This window comes from Wenzhouxiangella marina (assembly GCF_001187785.1).
GTDB classification, from domain to species: Bacteria; Pseudomonadota; Gammaproteobacteria; order Xanthomonadales; family Wenzhouxiangellaceae; genus Wenzhouxiangella; species Wenzhouxiangella marina.
In genome coordinates this window covers 591,168-612,412 of sequence record NZ_CP012154.1, presented here as the reverse complement: position 1 = coordinate 612,412, position 21,245 = coordinate 591,168, and the positions used below count along the sequence as shown (strand labels likewise).

Sequence of the window (21,245 nt, the reverse complement as noted above, 5' to 3'; positions counted from 1 at the left end):
CTCGATTGATCAAACCGTCCAGTCTACCCTCATTCGAGGGACAAAAACCAGCGGCACTACTGGCGCCTCAGCCACTCGGAAAAGGCCGGACCCACTTCCGGGTGCAGGCGACCGTAGTGAACCGTCGCCTTGAGGTAACCGAGCTTGCTGCCGCAGTCGAAGTGCTGGCCTTCGAAACGGTAGGCGTCCACCGCCTGTTCCTTGAGGAGCTCGGCGATGGCATCGGTGATCTGGATCTCGCCGCGGTGATCCGGCGCAGTGTGTTCCAGCAGTTCGAAGATGCGCGAGGAGAGCACGTAGCGTCCGACCACCGCCAGGTTGGACGGCGCCTCGGAGGGCTCCGGCTTTTCGACGATTCCGCGCAGCCGTCCATGCCGTCCTTCGAAGGCGTCCACGTCGACCACCCCGTAGGCGCGGGTCTGTTCCCTGGCCACTTCTTCCACGCTGATCACCGAGGCGCCGGTATCGGCATGGTGCCGGGCCAGCTGGGCCAGCGCGGGCTCGGGCGGGTGGTCGATCAGATCGTCCGGCAGGATGATCCCGAAGCTTTCGTCCGGCACCAGGGAGCGGGCGCAGAGAATGGCATGTCCCAGGCCCAGGGCCTCGGGCTGACGGACATAGAGGCACTCGACATTCGAGGGCAGCAGCTCTTCGACCTGCGCCAGCAAGTCATCCTTGCCGCGCCGCGCCAGTTCGGTTTCGAGCTCGTAGGCCTTGTCGAAGTAGTCACCGATCGCGCCCTTGGTGCGCCCGGTCACGAAGACCAGGCGGCGGGCCCCCGCGGCCACGGCCTCCTCGACCGCATACTGGATCAAGGGGCGATCGACGATGGGCAGCATTTCCTTCGGAATGACCTTGGTGGCCGGAAGGAAGCGCGTGCCGAGTCCGGCAACGGGAAAGACGACGGTATTCAGGGCCATGGGCTTGCGTGGTGACGGGACCGATTTCGAACTGAACCCGGGAGTGTACAAGCATGCCCCGCGCGGATGACAGTGGGCTGAAGCAGCCGCTGAACGATCCTGCCCGGGCGCGCCGCAGCGCGCTTGTTCAGAAACGGCTCAACGTCCCTGGGCTTCACCCCAGAGGTACTTGTGCATCTGCAGCTGAAGCCGGACGTGCGCGCGCGCTTCGACGATCCACTCTGCCAGCTGGCGCGGTTCGAGCTGGCCCCAGACGGGCGAGAACAGCACCTGCCAGCGATCGAGCCGATGGGCTTCGACCTGGCGCAAGGCCCAGTCGAAGTCGACACGATCGGCCAGCACCAGCTTGATCTGGTCGTGGGCCTGCAGATGATCGAGGTTACCCCAGTCGTTGCGGCCGACCTCACCGGAACCCGGCGCCTTCAGGTCCAGGACCTTGACCACCCGCGGATCCACTTCGGCAACCGACAGGGCGCCACTGGTTTCCAGCGAGACCACGAAGCCTGCATCGCACAGCGCCGTGAGCAGGTTCAGGCAACGCTTCTGTGCCAGCGGTTCGCCGCCGGTGACGCAGACGTGTCGAACGCGGGCCGATCGCGCCTGGTCGACGATGTCGTCGATCTGCATCCAATCCCCGCCATGGAAGGAATACGGCGTATCGCACCAGCTGCAACGCAAGGGGCAACCGGTCAGGCGGACGAAGACGGTCGGCCAGCCCGACAGATCGGACTCGCCCTGGATCGAAGTGAAGATCTCGGTGATCTTGAGGCGTTGATCGGTCCGAGCCTGCTCGGAGCGGGAAGAAAGCGTAGTGGTCGTCATCGGGCGTCGAAGCGAACGGCCGGGGACCGTGCCCCGGCCGAGCGAGTCATCAGTAGTGACCGGCCAGGCGCATGTCGCGCAAACGGCCTTCGGCCAGGCGAGCCAGGGTGCTGTTCGGGAACTCGCTGCGAACCTGCTCGAGGGCGGCCCGTGCCTCGTTCCACTGACGCAATTCGAAGTGGCTGAAGCCGATCTTCAACAGGGCATCCCCCTGCTTGCTGCTGCCCGGATAGCGTGTCAGGAGATCGTCGAAATACCCCAGGGCGGTGCGGAAATCCCGGGTGACGTAATAGGCCTCGGCCATCCAGTACTGCGCATTCGGAGCCAACGCCGACTCCGGCCAGCGATCGAGGAAGGCTGCGAAGCCTTCGGCCGCATCGGCATAACGGGTCTCGCGAAGGGCCCGGAAGGCCAGGTCATAGGCGGCCTGTTCGTCCTCGGCCGGCGTACCCAGATCGCGCGCCTCGGCCGTCTGCGGACGATTCAGCGGAGTGATTTCGGAGCGGGCATCGATCGGCGCCCGGACTTCGGGCACATCGGCCGACGGCGGCAGCTCCTGGACCACTTCGGGTCCGGGCCGCGGGCGCTCGACCGGCGCGTCGACCGCGCCCGCCGGTGCCTCGACGGCGACCGTGCCCCCCGAAGCCAGGGCCTGCAAGCGCTGGTCCAGATCCAGATACTGGTCGCGCTGGCGACGCTGGAGGTTCTCGATCTCACGCTGCTGGCTTTCGATGATGCCGCGCAACTCGCGCACTTCCTCGAGCAGGTCCTGCACCTGGTAGACCAGATCGGCGCTGTCCTGCGCAAAGCCGGGTGACGCGACGACGGCCGCAAGAGCGGCCGCCATCATGGATCGGTAGATCGTCGAACGAGTCATCATCAGCGCGCGGTGTAGACGATCTCCACGCGACGATTGCGCTGCCAGCAGTCTTCATTGCTGTCACGGCAGACCGGGCGTTCCTCGCCGTAGCTGACGACCTCGATCTGACGCTCGGCGCCACCGTTGGCTTCGACGGCTTCGGAAACGGCATTGCCGCGGCGCTCGCCGAGACCCAGGTTGTACTCACGCGAACCACGCTCATCGGCATGGCCTTCCAGAATCACGCGGGCCGACGGATTGGCGCGCATGTACTGGGCATGGGCTTCGATGATCGGACGGAACTGGGCCCGCACGTTCGAACGATCGAATTCGAAGTAGATCACGCGCTGGCTCAACAGGCTGTCCGGATTGTCCAGGTTGCGCACGTCGGTGAAATCGCGCGGATCGAGGCGATCGGTCTCGACCGGCTGGCGTTCGACCGGCGGCGGCTCGGGCGTCGTCGGCTCGGGCTCCGGAGTGGTCTGCCGGGCGCAAGCAGCCATCAGGGCCGCCAGCGTCACAATGGCAATCAAGCGCAGTGCAGTGTTCATGAAACCTCCCGATTCGTGTCAGGTATTGTCAAGGGGCAAATTGGTTATCGAATGATGGGTGACCAGGCCGGTTCGCGCACATCGCCCTCGCCCGCCACCAACCGCTGGCGAATCCGGCCATCGGCAGAGGCAGCAGCGAGAACACCGCGCCCGTTCCGACGGGCAGCATACAACACCATGCTGCCATTGGGCGCGAAGCTCGGCGACTCATCCAGCAGACCGTCAGATAATACACGCAAACGTCCCGAATCGCGATCGTGCACCGCGATGCGGTAATCCTCGTCACCTTCGCTGTAGATCACGGCCAGCTGGCGCCCGGACGGGTCCAGCGTGGCATGCGCGTTGTAGCGGCCTTCGAAGGTGACGCGCTCGGCGTCTCCACCGGTGAAGGGGATCACGTAGATCTGTGGCCGACCGGCTCGATCCGAGGTGAAATAGACCTCGCGTCCGTCCGGCGAGAACACCGGCTCGGTGTTGATCGACCAGTGCTGGGTCAGCTGGCGCGGCCGTTGCTGACCATTCAGGTCCAGAATCCAGATGTTGGGGCTGCCGGTCCGGGACAGGCTCACGGCCAGGTAGCGACCGTCCGGCGAGAAGGCGGGCGCACCATTGATGCCGCGCTCCGAACTGACGACTTCGTTCTGGCCGGTGTAGAGGTCCTGAACGATGACGTTCGAGCGACCGGTGGCGAAGCTGACGTAGGCCAGCTTGCGGGCGTCCGGAGACCAGGTCGGCGACAGGATCGGCTCGGCATTGCGAACCACCGTCTGCTCGTTGAAGCCGTCGGCATCGGCCACCACGAGTTCATAGACCGGGCTGCCGCCGTCCTCGCCGCTGGCGACCACGTAGGCGATCCGCGTCGCAAAGGCGCCGGGGATGCCGATCAGGGCTTCGTAGATGGCATCGGAGATCCGGTGCGCGGCAAAGCGCAGATCACCCGGGCTGACGCGCATCGCCTGGGAGAGCAGGATCCTGCTGCTGAGTACGTCGAGCAGGTGGTACTCGATCTCGTGACCGAAGCCATCCGGCGCATCGACCACGCGGCCGATGACGAGATGATCGACCTTGAGCAGACGCCAGGTCCCGAAGCGCACGTCGGCGGGTTGCACCGGCCGATCGATCATGCCCGACTCCTCCATCGGATCGAACAGCCCGGAGCGAGCCAGATTGGCGCTGATGATGCTCGACACGGTGGCCACGGGCTCCGGTTCGACCGACTCCCAGGCAAACGGTGCGACGGCGATCGGCATGGCGCCTTCGATACCGTCGACGATCTCGATCCGGAGTTGGGCGGAGGCCAGCATCGGCACGAGCAGGCCAAGGGTCAGAGCCAGCCAGCGCAGCGGGCCTTGCAGACCCAGTCCGGCGGGCCTCAGCGAGGGCACGTTCCTATCCATCGTAAATGAAAGCAAAGTCGATCTCCCGGGCAAAAACGGATTCATAGCCCTGATAGGGCAGGAAGCCGACACGCAGCACCGCGGCCTCGATCGAGCGGCGGGTGACGTCGTCGGCGTTGCAGGGTGAGACAATTTCGGCGGCGATAATTTCCCCGCCGGGGATCTGGACGACGCGGGTCATGCAACGCAGACCCGGCGGCGTGGTCGGCGGTCGATTCCAGTTGCGACGGACCAGCTCGGCGATCGTCGCCACGTACTCCTCGCGCAGCGTCGCTCGCCGCGCGTCGGCGGCGGCCTGTTCGGCGGCCAGGCGCAGGCGCTCGGCCTCGGCTTCGGCCTGGCGGGCGGCTTCTTCCTCGGCGCGGCGCTCGGCGAGTTCGGCCAGGCGACGCTCCTGTTCCTGGCGCTCGCGTTCGGCCTGCTCGCGCTGGGCGCGCAGCTCGGCGAGCTCACGCAGCCGGGCCTCCTCTTCGGCCCGACGCTGGTCTTCCAGTCGCTGGCGTTCCAGCTCGCGCTGGCGCCGCAGCTCGGCCTGGCGCTCGCGCTCTTCCTGTTCGGCCCGCTGGCGAGCCAGCTCCTGTTCCCGACGCTGACGCTCGGCTTCCCGGCGCTCGGCGGCTTCCCGTTCGCGCCGGGCCTGCGCTTCCTGCGCCTGCCGTTCAGCCTCGAGCTGTCGCTGGCGCTCGGCTTCCGCTTCGGCCGCCTGGCGAGCCTCCGCTTCCCGACGGGCGGTCTCTTCCTCCCGCTGGCGCGCAGCGGGTGCCTGATCGACCAGGGTCACCCGCACGGGCACTTGCTCGCGCTGAAAGGGCTCCCAGTCCCAGGTCCCGATGATCATGACCAGCACCACGCCCAGGTGCACGGCCAGGGCAAGTCCGATGGCGGTGAACTGGTCCTTCAGCTGCTGTTTGCGGGCTTCAGCGATCATCCGGGACGGCTCGCGAGCCTCACTCCTCGTCCGGGTCGCCGACCAGGCCGACGGAGGCGACACCGGCCTGCTGTAGGTAGACCATCGCCTCGTAGATGTGCTGATAGCTGGTCTCGCGATCCCCGCCGACCAGCACCTGCAGCTCCGGATTCCTGGCCGCGATCGCCGAGACCGTCGCGACCAGGGTCTGGCCGTCGATCAGTTCGGGCTGATCCCCCGTATCGAGATAGAAATCGCCTGAGCGGGTGACCGTGACCATCAGGGGATCGCCCTGATCGTCCATCGGCTGCGCATCGCCGGTGGGGAGCTCGATTTCCACGCCCAGGTTCATCAACGGCGCGGTGACCATGAAGATCACCAGCAGCACCAGCATCACGTCGATGTAGGGCACGACGTTGATTTCCGACATGCGCCGTCGGCGGCGCCGAACGTATTGCTCGCTCATGACTGCGCTCCCGTTCAGTTCTCGGCCTGCAGACGGCGGGCCTGCCGGTGCAGGATCGCGGCGAACTCTTCCTTGAAGTTGTCGTAGCGCAGCTCGAGACGCTCGAGCTGCACCGAATACTTGTTGAAGGCGACCACGGCCGGAATGGCCGCGAACAGACCGATGGCGGTGGCGATCAGGGCCTCGGAAATGCCCGGCGCCACCATGGCGATGGTGGCCGACTGGGCGCCGGCCAGACCGCGGAAGGAGTTCATGATGCCCCAGACCGTCCCGAACAGGCCGACGTAGGGCGAGACCGAGCCGACGGTGGCCAGAAAGCCCAGATGGTGCTCGAGACGATCCATCTCCCGCGTCAGGGTGACCCGCATCGCCCGCTGGGCGCCGTTGACCAGGGTATCGGGATTGATATGACGCTCCTCGCGCAGGCGACTGAACTCGCGGAAGCCGGCCTCGAAGATCGCCTCGGCGCCCTCGCGCCCGGCCCGATTGGCGGCCACGGCATCGTAGAGCTTGTTCAGATCGGCGCCGGACCAGAACTTCTCCTCGAACTCGCGCGCCCGTTTCTCGGCGCGCCGGAACATCTGTCGCTTGCGGAAGATCACGACCCAGGACGCCAGCGACGCCAGGGCCAGCAGGGCCATGACGCCCTGGACCAGCAGGCTGGCCTCCATGATCAGATGCCAGATTTGCAGCTCGTTGGAGTTCATGAATCCTGTTCCTGTTGATATCGCTTGATGGTGGCGAACAAGTCCGCCGGCGCCCGCGCCGGGCGGAAGCTGTCGGCGGCCAGACAGACGGCCCGCACTTCGGCCGTGGCCAGCAGTTCGCCATCGCCGACCCGATGCATGGCCTGGGAGAAGATCACCGAAGCCGCTCGAAGCTGTTCGACGACAACGGAGACCTCAAGTTCATCTTCCAGTCGCGCCGGCGAGAGGAATCGCGTGTCCATGCGACTGACGGCGAACAGGCGATTGGCCTCGTTCCGAAGCTTCACCTGGGGGTAGCCGAGGGCCAGCAGCCAGTCGGAACGGGCGCGTTCGAAGAAATGCAGATAGCGGGCGTGATACACGACGCCGCCGGCGTCGGTGTCTTCCCAGTAGACGCGATAGGGCATGCGTTTTCCTTGGCTGATCAGTCGCTGTCCGAGGACTGGCTTCGGGTCGGAGCGAACAGGTCCTCGGTGGCGGTCGCGCTCGGCGGCGTGAGGCCGAAATGCTGCCAGGTCCGACTGGTGGCCATGCGACCGCGCGCCGTTCGGACCAGATAGCCCTCCTGGATCAGGTAGGGCTCGATGACATCCTCGATCGTGCCCCGCTCCTCGGACAGGGAGGCCGCCAGGCTCTCCACGCCCACCGGGCCGCCATTGAAGTGTTCGACCAGCACCTGCAGCAGGCGCCGGTCCATCGTGTCGAAACCGCGCTTGTCGACCTGCATCAGCTCCAGGGCCTCGGCCGCCACGCGGGCGCTGATCCGGCCGTCAGCGCGGACCTGGGCGAAGTCACGCACGCGACGCAGGAGACGATTGGCGATGCGCGGCGTGCCCCGCGCCCGCCGGGCGATCTCGGCCGCGCCCTCGAGCTCGGCCTCGATGTCGAGGATGCCGGCGGAGCGTTTGACGATGCTGGCCAGGTCTGCCGTGTCATAGAACTCCAGACGCTCGACGATACCGAAACGGTCGCGCAGGGGTGAAGTCAGCAGGCCGGCCCGGGTGGTTGCCCCGACCAGGGTGAAGCGCGGCAGATCGAGCTGGATCGACCGGGCCGCCGGCCCCTCACCGATGATGATGTCGATGCGGTAATCCTCCATGGCCGGGTAGAGCACCTCCTCGACCACGGGGCTCAGGCGATGGATCTCATCGACGAACAGCACATCGCCCGGTTCCAGATTGGTCAGCAGCGCGGCCAGGTCGCCGGCGCGCTCGAGGACCGGGCCCGAGGTCTGGCGCAGCTGGGTACCCATTTCCGCCGCGATCACGTGCGCCAGGGTGGTCTTGCCCAGGCCGGGCGGCCCGAAGATCAGCACGTGGTCGAGCGCCTCGTGGCGTTTGCAGGCCGACTCGAGGTAGATCGAGAGCCGCTCCTTCATCGCCGGCTGGCCGATGTATTCATCGAGGCGCGCCGGACGCAGGCTCGCTTCGATGCGCTCTTCCTCGGGCTGGTTGGCGGCCGAGATCAGACGAGTCTCATCCATGCCGCATCACCCGCTCATCTTGTGTTTGAGGGCGGCGCGGATCAGCTGCTCGGCGCTCTGATCGGGCTCGGCCACGGCGCGGACCATCTTCAGGGCTTCGGCCGCGGAGTAGCCCAGCGCCGTCAGCGCCGCACGGGCCTCGGCCGCTGCATCGGTCGGAGCGGCGGCGCCCTCCCCTTCATCGCGCTCGGGCAGACGGCCGCGCATCTCCAGAATCAGTCGTTCGGCGGTCTTCTTGCCGATGCCCGGCAGGCGGGTCAGGGCCTGGGCATCGCCGGCCTCGACCATCAACGCGAAATCATCGGCACTGACCCCGGACAGGATGGCCAGGGCCAGACGCGGTCCGACACCGGAGACCTTGAGCAGCTCGCGGAACAGGGCGCGGTCGGCCCGCCGCAGAAAGCCGTAGAGCGTGTGGGCATCCTCGCGGACGATCAGCTGGGTCAGCAGGGTGGCTTCCTGGCCCACCGCCGGCAGCTGATCGAACACCCCGAGCGGGCATTCGACCTCGTAGGCGACCCCGGCCACGTCGATCACCGCCTGCGGCGGCTGACGCTCGATGACGATGCCCTTGAGCCGCGCGATCATCGCAGCACCACCCCGGCGGGCAGCCGGGCATTGGTTTGACTGGTGTGGTGGTGACACAGGGCCACGGCCAGCGCGTCAGCGGCGTCTTCACCGAAGGGCTGGCGCGTCTTGAGGATCGCTCGGGTCATGTGTTGCACCTGCTCCTTGGCCGCAGCGCCACGGCCCACCAGGGCCTGCTTGATCGCACGCGGCGCGTATTCATGCACATCGAGACCATAACCGACCAGGGCGCAGATGGCCGCGCCACGCGCCTGGCCCAGTTTGATCGCCGCCTGCGGATTGCGGCTCATGAACACCGTCTCGACCGCCGCGACCTCGGGCTGGAACTCGGCCAGCAGCTGCGTCAGGCGACGATAGATTTCGCCCAGACGCTCCGGCATCGGGCCGCTGCCCAGGCGCAGCGATTCAGCATGCACCAGGCGCTCGCCATCGATGATGCCGACGCCGGTGATGCGGGATCCCGGATCGATGCCGAGAATCCGCATCAGTCCTCGTAGGCTTCCGAGGGAATCTCGGCGTTCGACCAGACGTCCTGGGTGTCGTCCAGGTCCTCGAGCATGTCGAGGAACTTCAGCACCTGCTTGCCCGTGTCCGCGTCCAGGGCGACGAGGGTTTCAGCGCGCTGGGTGATTTCCGATTCCTCCGGCTCGAGACCGGCCTCCTTCAGGCCATTGCGGACGGTCTCGTAGTCTTCCGGCGCGGTCAGCACTTCGATGCTGCCGTCCTCACCGGTCACGATGTCCTCGGCGCCCAGCTCCAGGGCCGCTTCCATGACCGCATCCTCGCTGGTGCCCGGCGCGAAGGTGATCACGCCCTTCTTCTCGAACATGTAGGACACGGAACCGTCGGTGCCCAGATTGCCGCCGTGCTTGGTGAAGGCATGGCGCACCGCGGCGACCGTGCGGTTGCGGTTATCGGTCACGCAGTCCACCATCACGGCCACACCACCGGGCGCGTAGCCTTCGTAGCGAAGCTCTTCGTAACTGACGCCCTCGAGATCGCCGGTGGCCTTCTTGATGGCGCGCTCGATATTGTCCTTGGGCACGTTGGCCGCATTGGCCTTGTCCCAGGCCAGGCGCAGACGAGGATTGGTATCCGGATCACCGCCACCCTCACGGGCTGCCACGGTGATCTCGCGCACCAGGCGAGTGAAGATCTTGCCGCGCTTGGCGTCCTGTGCCTTCTTGCGATGCTGGATGTTGGCCCATTTACTGTGACCGGCCATGATTTCGAATCTCTTGCTTGGGAATGGCGGAATTTTACCCGAACTGCAGGGGATACGAGGATCGGACGCCGGGATTGGGGTGGCGGAGGAGACGTTCATTCCTCGATGTCGGGGCGATTCCCGCTCGCCGTTCAGCCAGGCTTCAGGGCTCAGGCATACTATCGAAAGCGTCGACCAAGGAGAATCAAGCCATGCGCCTTCAGCTGATCGCGGCAATCACTCTCGTTCTGGCCAGCGGCCTGGCCCGCGCCCAGGGAGAGATCAACGTGCTGACCGACCTGAATTCCCCCTTCCCGCCGGGCTGCATCGCCCTGTCCCTGCCCGACGCGCCGGCTTCGGCCAACAACACCCTGTTCGATGAGGAAATCTCCGCGCCCAGCGTGGGCAGCCAGGTCCGGGATTCGGTGGTGCGCGTCACGATCTGGCGCGTCGGTTGCCACGACCCCGGCTTTTCGATCGTGATGGTTCGCCTGCAAGCCGTCGAGTTCCCGGCCAGCTCCTTCGTGATGGTGCCCAGGGTCTTTGCCGACGCTGGCATCACGGACTTCCCCTTGCACGAAGGCCAGCTGCTGCCGCATCCGGCCATCAGCGACGCCGGCGCCTCGAGCGAGGTAATCACGCCGGAGGGCCGCACCTACATGCTGGCGGTCAATCCGACGACCTTCAACGATCCGGAGTCCTTCTTCCTGCCCGAGGACTACAACGGCGAATTCACGATGGAGCTGTTCTGGGGCGACTTTTCACCCGTCGCGGCGCCCTTCGGCGAGCTGTTCCCGCTCAACGCCTACGACCCGGACTTCGATCCGCCCCAGTTCGGTGCCCAGATCCTGCATGGCCGCATGTCGGGGCAGTACGTCTTCGACGGCATCCCCAGCACCGGCTTTCAGCTGATGGTCGGCGAGCAATCCGACGACAGCAATTTCATCTTTGCGATCTTCTTCACCTATCTGAATGGCGAGCCCATCTGGGTGGTCGGCACGACCGGCGGTGAGGCGCCGGGCATCCCCGCGATCGAGCTCGGCATGCTGCGCCTGACCGGTGGCGAGTTCTTCGGCCTGGGCCCGGGCAGTTTCGACAATTCCGATCTCGTCATCGAAGAAGTCGGCTCGATCTTCATCGACCCGCTGGACTGCAACACCCTGCTGCTGGGCTACGATTTCTCGCCGATCGGCGGCGGCACGGGCGTGCTGGAGGCCGAGCGCTTCATTCGCATTGCCGGCTACGACTGCAATCCCTGGCAGGAGTGAGAGAGGGGCAGCGGAGGCTGCCCGGGCGTGGCGGCGAGCCGCGGCTGATCGGCCGTGTCGATGCCTGACGAGTCAATGGCGCGGGGTGCCGGTCGAATGGCATCCCGATTCTTGATGCAACCTGCCCTCGGCTGACGCCTTCGTCGCACTGAACAGCGAAACCATTCCCTGCCCTGATCCGCGCCGCGGCTCGCCGCCACGCCAGGACAGCCTCCGCTGCTCGAGGGGAGAGTGAAGAGGCAGAAGGTGCGTAGGCGGTTTCCCGGGTGACCCGAAGCCGAGGCGGATCGGGGCCGACGGTTCCTGCGTTCTCAGACGGTTCGGAAGCGGCCGACGGTCAGGAAGGTGGCGGTCTGTTCGGCGACCTCGTTCGACAGCACCAGGCCGGTGTGCGAAACGGGCAGCTGGAGGTGGTCCGTGGCGCCGGCCAGGCGGGTCTCGGCCACGCTGACCGTGCCGTCATGGGGGCGCTCGAGGCGCTCGATCGCGCGCCCAAGGCCCATGCCGCGCGTGCCGGCGATGACGCCGGTTTCGCGACCGGCCGGTGCATGCGCGAAGCCCGCGGTCAGGATGCGGCCCGAACGGCCGATCAAGCCGCGGGCCACGGGCCAGTCGGACAGGCGGCGCGCGACGGCGGAACCGCTGACCGGCGATCCCAGCAGCAGCACCCGGCCTTCGGGCAGACCGCGATACTCGTCGAGCATGCGCAGGATCACCAGGCCGCCGAGGCTGTGGCCGACGAAGTCCAGGGAATCGGCCCGCAGGCCACGCGCGAAGCGATGCAGCTGGCGGGCACTCTCACCGATCGAACGGCGAACCGTCGGGTAGGAGAAGCAGTGGGTCTGGAATCCGTGCGCCCGCAGACGGCGGGCCAGCAGGCGCAGACTGACCGCCCCGTACCAGAGCCCGTGGACCAGCACCACGCTGCGCTGCATCATGTCCTGTCCCTCTTGCGGTCCCGGATTGCCTGCTCGACCTTACTCGGCCGCAGACGCCTTTTCGGGCACCGCAATGCCCAGTTCGTCGAGCTGCGCTGCGTCCACCGGTGCCGGCGCGCTGGTCAGCGGACAGATCGCCGAGGCGGTCTTGGGGAAGGCGATGACTTCACGGATCGAGTCCTCCCCGGCCATCAGGGCCGCGATGCGATCGATGCCGAAAGCGATGCCCCCGTGCGGCGGGCAGCCGTAACGCAGCGCCTCGAGCAGGAAGCCGAAGCGCTTGCCGGCCTCTTCCTCGTCGATGCCGAGCAGGTCGAAGACCGCCTGCTGCAGGGAGGGATCGTGGATACGAATCGAGCCTCCCCCGATTTCCGAGCCGTTGAGCACCAGGTCATAGCCCCGCGACATGGCATTGGCCGGGTCGGCGCGAAGGGCCTCGGCGTCCGGCGTGGCCGGCGCGGTGAAGGGATGATGCAGGGCGTAGTAGCGATCGTCCTCGGCATCGAATTCGAACATCGGGAAGTCGACGACCCAGAGCGGGCGCCAGCCCGCTTCGACCAGATCGAAGTCGCGGCCCACGGCCAGGCGCAGCGCACCCATGAAGGCGGCCACGGTCGCTTTCGGACCCGCCCCGAAGAACAGCAGATCGCCGGTTTCGGCGTCCGTGGCCTCGAGAATGCCCGTGATCGCCGCCTCGTCGAGGAACTTGGCGATCGGCGACTGCACGCCCTCGACGCCGGCGGAACGGTCGTTGACCTTCATCCAGGCCAGGCCCTTGGCACCGTACTTGGCGGTCAGGGCTGCGTACTCGTCGATCTGCTTGCGGCTGAGGTTGGCACCGCCCGGTGCGCGCAGCGCCGCCACCCGCGAGCCCGGATCGTTGGCCGGCCCCGAGAACACCTGGAATTCCACGTGGCGGACCTGATCGCAGATCGTCACCAGCTCCAGGGGAATGCGCAGATCCGGCTTGTCCGAGCCGAATCGACGCATCGCCTCGTGCCAGCTCATGCGCGGAAACGGACCCGGCAGCTCGACATCCAGTACCTCGCGGAAGACCGTGCGCACCATGCCCTCGGCAATCGCCTGCACGTCGGACTCCTCGACGAAGGACATCTCCAGATCGAGCTGGGTGAACTCGGGCTGGCGGTCGGCGCGCAGGTCCTCGTCACGGAAGCAGCGGGCGATCTGGTAATAGCGGTCCAGGCCACTCATCATCAGCAGCTGCTTGAAGATCTGCGGAGACTGCGGCAGGGCGAAGAAGCTGCCCGGATGCACGCGACTGGGCACCAGGTAGTCGCGGGCACCTTCGGGCGTGGCCTTGGTCAGGATCGGCGTTTCCGTGTCGACGAAACCATGGCCCTCCAGGTAACGACGGATGGCTCCGGTCAGACGCGCGCGCAGGCGCAGATTGCGCTGCATGCGCTCACGCCGGAGATCGAGATAGCGGTACTTCAGACGCACTTCCTCGCCGTCTTCGTCGGTCATCAGCAGCGGCAGCGGCGCGCTGGCATTGAGCAATTCCACCGTATCGGCAAGCAGCTCGACCTTGCCGGTCTTCATGTCCGGGTTCCACTGACTTTCGGGGCGCAGACGCACCTTGCCGCTGACCCGGATGCAGTATTCGTTGCGCAGCTTCTCGGCCACCGGGAAAGCGATCTCGTTGTCCGGCTCGACCACCACCTGGAGGACGCCGGCGTGGTCGCGCAGGCCGATGAAGATCAGCCCGCCGAGATCGCGGGCGCGGGTGACCCAACCGCAGAGGCTGACGGTCTGCCCGTCGTGGGATTCATTGATGTTGCCGCAGAGATGAGTGCGCATGACTGTCGTGTCTTGGAATGAAAGAGTGGGAACCTGATCTGGAGGAATGCGCGGGCCGGAACGCACCGACCCACGCGGCATCGTCAAGCGGCCTTGTCGGATCCGCTGGTCTTGCTGGTGCTGCTGGCCGAATCCGTCTTGCCCGCGGAGGATGAATCCGCCTTGCTGCTCGACGAGGATTCCGACGCACTGCCGTCGCCGGCAAGATTGCGCTTGCCATCCTTCTTGAAATCGGTCTCGTACCAGCCACCGCCCTTGAGACGGAAACCGGCGGCCGAAATCTTCTTGACCAGCTCGGCCTTGTGGCAGGCCGGGCAATCGGTCAGCGGCGCATCGGACAACTTCTGCAGCTTTTCAAGCTCGTGGCCACAGGCCTTGCATTGATATTCGTAGATCGGCATGGCTTGATTCCTGGATGAGGTCCAAACGGTTCGGCTATATTTGGGGCCGGAGCGAGGCAATTCGAGCCTCCAACCCCCCATTTTGCCAGAAAAATCGCGCTGACCGACCCTCGACACGCCAATGCCGACCGATTCCGATGCCCTGGACGACCTGCTCGACGGTCTGGATTTCTCGCAAGGGGAGCCGCTGGCCGAGTCCAACCAGGGCGAGGTCCGGCGCTTCAGGATCGACGGGCGGGACCTGGCCATCAAGCAACCCAAGGGCCGGGGACTGGCCTGGACCCTGCGCGCCGCCGGCCTGCGCCACGAATACCGGGCCTATCGACGACTGGACGGCCTTGCAGGCTTTCCGCGTTGTCACGGCCTGTACCCGGGTGACCGCCTGGTGCTGGATTTCATTCCGGGTACGCCGCTGCGCGAGGCCGGCCTGGATCGTGATGATCCCTTCTTCGAGCGCCTGCTGAGCCTCATCCGGACCATGCATGCCCGCGGCGTTGCGCACGGCGACCTCAAGCGCAAGGCCAACCTGCTGGTCGACGCTCAGGGCCGACCGATCATCCTCGATTTCGGCACGGCCACTCTCAGAAAGGACGGGAGTCGGCCCATCAATCACCGCCTGTTCGAGCTCATGCGCCAGACCGACCTGAACGCCTGGATCAAACTCAAGTACGGCGGCTACACGGAGCTGAGCGAGCGCGACGCCGCCCTGTTTCGCCGCACCCGCATCGAACACTGGCTCGGTCGATGGCGGAGAGGCGGCTGAGCGATCGAAGCGATCAAGCGGCCGACCTGCCCATGGGCAGCCACCAGCACCGCTCCACTTCTTGAACAAAACCGGGCCAGAGCCGATACTGCCCGGCCTGTCTCAGCAAGCTGAACACGCATGAAGATTCTGGTCACCGGCGGCGGCGGCTTTCTCGGCCAGGCCATCGTTCGCCAGCTGCTCGATCGCGGCGACGCCGTGCGCGTCATCAACCGTTCCGACTACCCGGAGCTCGCCCGGCTCGGCGTCGACTGCCGACGCGGCGACCTGGCCGATGCCGGGGCGGTCGACGTCGCCGTGGCCGGGGTCGACGCCGTCATCCACGTCGCCGCCAAGGCCGGACCCGGTCTTTATGCACCGGACTACGAGGCCGCCAACGTCACCGGCACGGAGAACGTGCTGCAGGCCTGCCGACGCCACTCGGTGCCCTACCTGGTCCACACCTCCTCGCCCAGCGTGGTGCATGGGGGTGGCGATATCGAAGGTGGCGACGAGTCCCTTCCCTACCCGACGCATTTCCAGGCGCCCTACCCCGAGACCAAGGCCCGCGCCGAGCGCCTGGTCCTGGCCGCCAACGGCGAAGGCCTGAAGACCTGCGCGCTGCGGCCCCATCTGATCTGGGGGCCGGGCGACAACCAGCTCCTGCCGCGACTGATCGAGAAGAACCGGGCCGGGCGCCTGCGCCTGCCGGGCCCGGACAAGAAGATCGACACGGTCTACATCGACAATGCCGCCGCCGCTCACCTGCTGGCGCTGGACAATCTGCGCGGCCGGGCCAGCGCGGCCGGCAAGGCCTATTTCATTTCCAACGGCGAACCCCTGGCCGCAGGCGAAATCATCACCAGACTGCTCGAAGCCGCAGGCGAAACGCCGCGCCTGGGCACGGTCTCGCCGCGCCTGGCCATGGCCGTCGCCGCACTCGTCGAAGGCCTGTGGAGATTGAGCCGTCGACGCAGCGACCCGCCGCTGTCCCGCTTCGTCGTCGAACACCTGTCCACGGCGCACTGGTATGACCTGTCGGCGGCCCGTCGCGACCTGGGCTACGAGCCCGCCGTCAGCATCGAGCAGGGACTGGAGCGCTTGCGTTCGAGCCTGGCCCACTAGCCCACATCAATCACGAATGATGCGGGCTGGCGCTTTTGTCCAGCGGCTACAATCCCCATCTTCTTTCGATTCGACCCACGAGTTCTTTCAATACCATGGCCCAGTACGTTTACACGATGCACCGCGTCTCCAAGGTGGTGCCCCCCAATCGCACGCTGATCAAGGACGTGTCCCTGTCCTTCTTCCCCGGCGCCAAGATCGGCGTCCTGGGCCTGAACGGCGCCGGCAAATCCACCGTGCTGCGGATCATGGCCGGCGTCGACAAGGAATTCGACGGTGAAGCCAGGCCGCAGCCCGGCATCCGCATCGGCTACCTTCCGCAGGAGCCGGAGTTGCCCGAAGACCTGACCGTGCGCGAGGCCGTGATGCAGGGCGTGGGCGAAGTCCAGTCCCTCCTCGACCGCTTCAACGCGATCTCCGACCGCTTCGCCGAGCCGATGGAAGATGACGAGATGACCGAGCTGCTGGCCGAACAGGCCGAGCTCCAGGACAAGATCGATGCCGTCGGCGGCTGGGAGCTGGACCGCACCCTGGAAGTCGCCGCCGATGCCCTGCGCCTGCCGGCCTGGGACAGCGAGATCAAGGTGCTGTCGGGGGGTGAGCGTCGCCGCGTCGCTTTGTGCCGCCTGCTTCTGTCCAAGCCCGACATGCTGCTCCTCGACGAGCCGACCAACCACCTCGACGCCGAATCGGTGGCCTGGCTGGAGCGCTTTCTCGACGACTTTCCGGGCACGGTCATGGCCGTGACCCATGACCGCTACTTCCTCGACAACGTCGCCGGCTGGATCCTGGAGATGGACCGTGGCCATGGCCTGCCCTATGAGGGCAACTACACGTCCTGGCTGGAGCAGAAGGAACAGCGCCTGGCCATCGAAGAGAAGCAGGAAGCCGCGCGCCAGAAGATGATAAAGTCCGAGCTCGAATGGGTGCGCGCCAATCCCAAGGGTCGCCAGGCCAAGAGCAAGGCGCGCCTGAAGCAGTTCGAGGAGCTCAATTCCAAGGAGTTCCAGAGCCGCAACGAGACCCGGCAGATCTACATCCCGCCCGGCCCGCGCCTCGGCGACCAGGTGATCGAGCTCGACGGCGTCTACAAGGGCTTTGGTGATGCACTGCTGATCGAGGACCTGAGTTTCAAGATCCCGCCCGGCGCCATCGTCGGCATCATCGGCGGCAACGGTGCCGGCAAGTCCACCCTGTTCAAGATGATCGCCGGCGTCGAGCAGCCCGACCAGGGCTCGGTCCGCGTCGGGGAGACGGTCGAACTGGCCTACGTCGACCAGCGCCGCGACAGCCTGGACGACAACCGCCAGGTCTGGGAGGAAATCTCCGACGGAGCCGAAGAGATCGCGGTCGGCAACTACCGGATTCCCGCACGTGCCTATGCCAGCCGCTTCAACTTCAAGGGCTCGGAGCAGCAGAAGCGCGTGGGCCAACTCTCGGGTGGTGAGCGCAACCGCGTTCACCTGGCCAAGACCCTGCGCCAGGGCGGCAACGTCCTGCTGCTCGACGAGCCGACCAACGACCTTGACGTCGAGACCCTGCGCGCCCTGGAAGAAGGCCTGCTGGCCTTCCCCGGTTGCGCTCTGGTGATCTCGCATGATCGCTGGTTCCTGGACCGGATCGCCACCCACGTGCTGGCCTTCGAAGGGGACTCCCACGTCGAGTGGTTCGAGGGGAATTTCTCGGACTACGAAGCCGACCTGAAGCGCCGGCGCGGCGATCAGGCGGGGCCGCATCGCCTGAAGTACAAGAAGCTGAAATCCTGAACAAGCAGGCAAATCACTTGAACTGATCGTCGCAATTCTGGACTAATGAGCATCTGTATCCTGAGGAACAAGAGCATGCGCCTTCTTTCATTCATCGTCGTGGTCGCCCTTGCGCTGACCGCGTGTCAATCCAACGAAACCGCTCGCACGCCGGAACCCGCGCAGGAATCCAGCCCGGCCGAGAGCGCAGCCAGCGCCCGCACGCAGCGCGCCGAAGCACCGGAGCCTGCGGTCGGAGACGAAGCGGAAAGCGAACAGTCCGCCGAGGAATCGCGAGCCCGTGGGACGCGAGTCGACCCCGCCCGGCAGATTCCTAGCCTGGTCGGCGAACTGGACAGCGAAGGTTATGGGCTGACCTTTATCGTGGATGGCTCGAGCCCCGAAGCCTTCGCCGCGAGCCTCGAGATGATCGCCGCCGACACCTCTGCGGCCCAGTACCAGAGCCTGGACGCGGCCATCCGATACCGTCGGAACTTCAGCATGAGCGGAGGTTCACTGGCAGATTTCTATCGCTCCCTGGACGGATTGACCGCAGAGGAGATCATCGAACAGGCCGTGCGCCGCGAATGGTGATCGCCTGATCGGGTCGGCCGATCTCAAACCGAGTTTCCGGACTGCCCGGACACCCCGGGCAGGAACCGGCGAGGAGACCAGCCGAGCTGGCGGCGAGCGGGTGTATCGTCGACGACCAGATCGACGCCCTGTCGCATCAGCATCACCGCCTTGAGATCACGCAGTCGGCCGCAGCCATGGGCCGACGCCAGCGCCAGGCGCATCAGCCAGAGCGGAACCCGGAGCAGCCGGGGCTGAGACCCGGTCGACGCGGCCATCCGTCTGAGCATCGTCGGGTATTCGATCGTCTCACCGCCGCCGAGCAACCAGCGCCCCTCCGCCGCATCCCCCAGGACCAGACAGCGCTCCATGAGTTCGGCAAGGTCGCTGGCGTGCACCGGGTGCCGCAGGCCTCGGCCACAGTAGGGCAGCACCGGCAGCCTGGCCGCCAGACCGCTGACGCGGCCGACATTGCTCGAGCTGTCCCCACCGTAGATCAGCGTGGGCTTGAGCAGCGTGAGCCGGATATCGCGTTGCTCGCAGGCCAGCGCGAGTGCGTCCTCCTGATCGATCAGACGCTGCATGAGCGCCCGCTCCTCCGGATCCCTCGAGTCGGATTTGAACAGGGTACTGGCGGAGCTCAAGGCCACCACTCGACCGAGGCGAGTCCCTGCTTCGACCTGCCTGAGCGCGTGAATCAGAGGGCCCGCACTGACCAGCACGCTCGCCTCCATCGACACCGGCTCGAGATCGAGGTCCTGCTGCAACCACAGCACGTGCGCCGAGGTCCGCGCCGGCGGACGGCGTGACACCGCGATCAGACTCACCCCTCGCCCTTCCATGCGCTGGATGAAGGCCTGGCCGCACGGGCCACTGGCTCCGAGCAGCAACACGGTCGGGGAACTGCTCATCGTCGCCACAGGGTGGCCGGCGCGATCAGGAGCAGATGCAGGCCGATGGCAAGCGCCCAGAGCGGTCGCGACCAGGTCGGCCACTGATCCCTGCAATGCTTGCCGAGAAACCGCCACAGCCCGCGGTGCTTGTCGTATTCGACCCTGAAGGGGCGGTGGCGGGAGGACACGCCACCGGCGTGCGAAATGGCCACATCCGGGACGAGACGAATCCGATCGCCGGCTTCCAGCAGGCGCGCCATGAGATCGAGGTCCTCGAAATGCATCGGAAAACCGGGGTCGAACCCGTCGAGGGCCTCGAAGCTCGAACGGCGGATCAGCATGCAGGCACCCGACACAGCCTCGACCTCGCAGGGTCGATCGGGCGGGGGCAGATGCGTCAGGTCGACCCCCGCCCCGAAGTGGAATCTGAGCACTTCGTTACGGAGGCGATCCGGATTGGGCAGTTGCCGCCGACTGCCGCGTTGCTCGTTGCCGCTCATGTCGAAGATACGCCCCGAACACAGGGCGGCTTCGGGATGTCCGTCCAGTTCGGCGATGAGACGCTCGAGGCCTTCGACGGCCAACAGGCAATCCGGATTCAGGATCAGCAGGTAGTCCTGCTCGACGCCCCGCGCCAGCGCGTTGATTCCGGGGCCGAAACCCAGGTTACGGTCGGAGCGGATCAATTCCAGCCCTGGAACCTCGTCCAGATCGCTGGCGCTGGTGTCACTGGACGCATTGTCGAGCACGCGGATCATCGGAAGGCGGCCGGCCTTGCCCTTGAGGGCCCGGATGCTCCGTCCCAGCCACTGACCGGAGTTGTAGTTCACGATCAGTACGCAGACCCGCTCCAGCGCCCGAAGACGGGAGCTTCTCGCTGGATGAAGCGGCGTGGCTTCGGTCGTCAACCGGCCTGCTCCAGCAAGGCCCTCAAGCGCTCGATTTCGGCATCACGTTCTGCCAGGAGCTGGCCGGCACGGATGTGTTTCCGGATTTCATCGTTGTAGTGCTCATAGACCGATTCCTGCGCGTCGGAGTAGAGCGACACGGAGGGCAGCTCCGGCAGCTGCTCGACGCTGGCGCCGGCCAGGGCGAGGAAGTAAAGGGGCGGGAAAGGCGGCGTTTCGCTGTGCTCGACGCGACCACCATGGTCCGTATGGACGATGGCCTCACCGCCTCGGGCCAGATCCCAGAGCGCCGAGACGAACATCAGCTTCTGTCCGAACAGTCGATAGGCAGGGAAATGGCGCGCCAGCAGGGCTTCGAACTCATCGCGATAGAGTTCGCGGACGTGAAAGGGATTGTCGTACTCGCGCTCATCGCTGTAGGTCTTTCGGTCGGGCGAGGAGATCAGCAGACAGCCGTCCTGGCGCAGGACTCGCCGGAATTCAGCCAGCATTTCGTCCTGAGCCGACAGGTGCTCGAGGGTCTCGAAGGAAACCACCACGTCGACGGAATCATCCGGCAGCGGCAGACGCGTCACATCCGCCGCGTGGAACTCCAGATTGGAGGCCCGGTACTTGGAACGAGCGTGGGAAATCGCGGCTTCGCTCAGATCGACCCCGATCACATGCTCTGCGCTGCTGCTGAGCAGCTGACTGCCGTAGCCCTCGCCACAGGCTGCGTCCAGGACCCGCTTTCCCTTGCACAACGGAGTGGCCCAGGCATACCGGTGCCAGTGCTCATAGGCCATTTCACGAACACACTCGGGCGTGAAACGCTCACCGGTAAACTCCAGTTCTTGGGATTCGTCCATCAGTCATTCCAGGGGCGGAAATCAAGCCCCGCATTCTAGCAAACCACCCCTTGGCCGCCTGGATCCAAGCACGGGCAAGGCA

The 21,245-nt window shown here is 66.1% G+C and carries 24 protein-coding genes; 5 read left to right on the top strand and 19 right to left on the bottom strand.

The genetic code is table 11. The annotated features are described in order from the left end of the window. Nucleotides 1-56 precede the first annotated feature (56 nt). From galU to WM2015_RS02565, 13 genes are all read right to left on the bottom strand, one after another. Nucleotides 57-920 carry a UTP--glucose-1-phosphate uridylyltransferase GalU gene (gene galU, locus WM2015_RS02625; RefSeq protein WP_049724580.1) on the bottom strand — a complete coding sequence of 288 codons (864 nt, stop codon included), beginning with the start codon at nt 918-920 and terminating at the stop codon, nt 57-59. Nucleotides 921-1,058: 138 nt separating this feature from the next. After that, a complete protein-coding gene (gene queE / locus WM2015_RS02620) occupies nt 1,059-1,742 on the bottom strand; it encodes a 7-carboxy-7-deazaguanine synthase QueE (RefSeq protein WP_049724579.1) in 684 nt (227 codons plus the stop codon). A 49-nt stretch (nt 1,743-1,791) separates the two neighbouring features. Then, nucleotides 1,792-2,622, bottom strand: a complete 831-nt coding sequence (gene ybgF, locus WM2015_RS02615) for a tol-pal system protein YbgF (protein ID WP_049724578.1) — start codon at nt 2,620-2,622, stop codon at nt 1,792-1,794. Further along, nucleotides 2,622-3,152 (bottom strand): peptidoglycan-associated lipoprotein Pal, encoded by a 531-nt coding sequence (gene pal / locus WM2015_RS02610; protein ID WP_049724577.1) that lies wholly within the window; start codon nt 3,150-3,152, stop codon nt 2,622-2,624. The genes ybgF and pal overlap by 1 nt, the downstream gene beginning before the upstream one ends. Nucleotides 3,153-3,196: 44 nt before the next feature. After that, nucleotides 3,197-4,537: a Tol-Pal system beta propeller repeat protein TolB gene (gene tolB, locus WM2015_RS02605; RefSeq protein ID WP_245609799.1), complete on the bottom strand. Its 1,341-nt coding sequence runs from the start codon at nt 4,535-4,537 to the stop codon at nt 3,197-3,199. A 4-nt stretch (nt 4,538-4,541) separates the two neighbouring features. Next, nucleotides 4,542-5,477 (bottom strand): energy transducer TonB, encoded by a 936-nt coding sequence (locus tag WM2015_RS02600; RefSeq protein WP_049724576.1) that lies wholly within the window; start codon nt 5,475-5,477, stop codon nt 4,542-4,544. A 19-nt stretch (nt 5,478-5,496) separates the two neighbouring features. After that, entirely contained in the window at nt 5,497-5,922 is a 426-nt protein-coding gene (gene tolR / locus WM2015_RS02595) for a protein TolR (RefSeq protein WP_049724575.1), read from the bottom strand. A 14-nt stretch (nt 5,923-5,936) separates the two neighbouring features. Then, nucleotides 5,937-6,629 (bottom strand): protein TolQ, encoded by a 693-nt coding sequence (tolQ, locus tag WM2015_RS02590; RefSeq protein WP_049724574.1) that lies wholly within the window; start codon nt 6,627-6,629, stop codon nt 5,937-5,939. Next, nucleotides 6,626-7,036: a YbgC/FadM family acyl-CoA thioesterase gene (locus WM2015_RS02585; RefSeq protein ID WP_049724573.1), complete on the bottom strand. Its 411-nt coding sequence runs from the start codon at nt 7,034-7,036 to the stop codon at nt 6,626-6,628. The genes tolQ and WM2015_RS02585 overlap by 4 nt, the downstream gene beginning before the upstream one ends. Nucleotides 7,037-7,053: 17 nt before the next feature. Next, a complete protein-coding gene (ruvB, locus tag WM2015_RS02580; RefSeq protein WP_049724572.1) occupies nt 7,054-8,112 on the bottom strand; it encodes a Holliday junction branch migration DNA helicase RuvB in 1,059 nt (352 codons plus the stop codon). Between the two features lie 6 nt (nt 8,113-8,118). Then, a complete protein-coding gene (gene ruvA / locus WM2015_RS02575) occupies nt 8,119-8,700 on the bottom strand; it encodes a Holliday junction branch migration protein RuvA (protein WP_049724571.1) in 582 nt (193 codons plus the stop codon). Then, complete coding sequence (gene ruvC, locus WM2015_RS02570) at nt 8,697-9,185, bottom strand: crossover junction endodeoxyribonuclease RuvC (RefSeq protein ID WP_049724570.1); 489 nt, start codon at nt 9,183-9,185, stop codon at nt 8,697-8,699. Before ruvC ends, ruvA begins: the two co-directional genes overlap by 4 nt. Next, nucleotides 9,185-9,925 (bottom strand): YebC/PmpR family DNA-binding transcriptional regulator, encoded by a 741-nt coding sequence (locus WM2015_RS02565; RefSeq protein ID WP_049724569.1) that lies wholly within the window; start codon nt 9,923-9,925, stop codon nt 9,185-9,187. Before WM2015_RS02565 ends, ruvC begins: the two co-directional genes overlap by 1 nt. Nucleotides 9,926-10,116: 191 nt before the next feature. Here WM2015_RS02565 and WM2015_RS02560 point away from each other — a divergent pair, with 191 nt between their 5' ends. Continuing rightward, nucleotides 10,117-11,172 carry a hypothetical protein gene (locus WM2015_RS02560; protein ID WP_049724568.1) on the top strand — a complete coding sequence of 352 codons (1,056 nt, stop codon included), beginning with the start codon at nt 10,117-10,119 and terminating at the stop codon, nt 11,170-11,172. A 311-nt stretch (nt 11,173-11,483) separates the two neighbouring features. Here WM2015_RS02560 and WM2015_RS02555 read toward each other — a convergent pair whose 3' ends face one another. From WM2015_RS02555 to WM2015_RS02545, 3 genes are all read right to left on the bottom strand, one after another. Beyond that, nucleotides 11,484-12,110, bottom strand: a complete 627-nt coding sequence (locus WM2015_RS02555) for an esterase/lipase family protein (protein WP_049724567.1) — start codon at nt 12,108-12,110, stop codon at nt 11,484-11,486. Nucleotides 12,111-12,149: 39 nt separating this feature from the next. Continuing rightward, nucleotides 12,150-13,928: an aspartate--tRNA ligase gene (aspS, locus tag WM2015_RS02550; RefSeq protein ID WP_049724566.1), complete on the bottom strand. Its 1,779-nt coding sequence runs from the start codon at nt 13,926-13,928 to the stop codon at nt 12,150-12,152. Nucleotides 13,929-14,011: 83 nt separating this feature from the next. Continuing rightward, nucleotides 14,012-14,329: an FmdB family zinc ribbon protein gene (locus WM2015_RS02545; protein WP_049724565.1), complete on the bottom strand. Its 318-nt coding sequence runs from the start codon at nt 14,327-14,329 to the stop codon at nt 14,012-14,014. Between the two features lie 121 nt (nt 14,330-14,450). Here WM2015_RS02545 and WM2015_RS02540 point away from each other — a divergent pair, with 121 nt between their 5' ends. From WM2015_RS02540 to WM2015_RS02525, 4 genes are all read left to right on the top strand, one after another. Further along, the gene (locus WM2015_RS02540) at nt 14,451-15,092 is read left to right on the top strand and encodes a lipopolysaccharide kinase InaA family protein (RefSeq protein ID WP_049724564.1); all 642 of its coding nucleotides are present in this window, start codon (nt 14,451-14,453) and stop codon (nt 15,090-15,092) included. Between the two features lie 120 nt (nt 15,093-15,212). Beyond that, the gene (locus tag WM2015_RS02535) at nt 15,213-16,196 is read left to right on the top strand and encodes an NAD-dependent epimerase/dehydratase family protein (protein ID WP_049724563.1); all 984 of its coding nucleotides are present in this window, start codon (nt 15,213-15,215) and stop codon (nt 16,194-16,196) included. A 95-nt stretch (nt 16,197-16,291) separates the two neighbouring features. Further along, a complete protein-coding gene (gene ettA / locus WM2015_RS02530; protein WP_049724562.1) occupies nt 16,292-17,962 on the top strand; it encodes an energy-dependent translational throttle protein EttA in 1,671 nt (556 codons plus the stop codon). A gap of 75 nt (nt 17,963-18,037) precedes the next feature. After that, nucleotides 18,038-18,535 (top strand): hypothetical protein, encoded by a 498-nt coding sequence (locus tag WM2015_RS02525; protein ID WP_156200766.1) that lies wholly within the window; start codon nt 18,038-18,040, stop codon nt 18,533-18,535. Nucleotides 18,536-18,558: 23 nt separating this feature from the next. Here the strand turns inward: WM2015_RS02525 and WM2015_RS02520 are convergent, their stop codons facing one another. Genes WM2015_RS02520 through WM2015_RS02510 form a run of 3 tightly spaced genes read right to left on the bottom strand, consistent with a single transcriptional unit; the run spans nt 18,559 to nt 21,163 of the window. After that, nucleotides 18,559-19,425 carry an NAD-dependent epimerase/dehydratase family protein gene (locus tag WM2015_RS02520; protein WP_049724560.1) on the bottom strand — a complete coding sequence of 289 codons (867 nt, stop codon included), beginning with the start codon at nt 19,423-19,425 and terminating at the stop codon, nt 18,559-18,561. Beyond that, on the bottom strand, nt 19,422-20,315 hold the full coding sequence (locus WM2015_RS02515) for a glycosyltransferase family 2 protein (protein ID WP_049724559.1): 894 nt from the start codon (nt 20,313-20,315) through the stop codon (nt 19,422-19,424). The genes WM2015_RS02520 and WM2015_RS02515 overlap by 4 nt, the downstream gene beginning before the upstream one ends. Then, a complete protein-coding gene (locus WM2015_RS02510) occupies nt 20,312-21,163 on the bottom strand; it encodes a class I SAM-dependent methyltransferase (RefSeq protein WP_049724558.1) in 852 nt (283 codons plus the stop codon). The genes WM2015_RS02515 and WM2015_RS02510 overlap by 4 nt, the downstream gene beginning before the upstream one ends. Nucleotides 21,164-21,245: the final 82 nt, after the last annotated feature.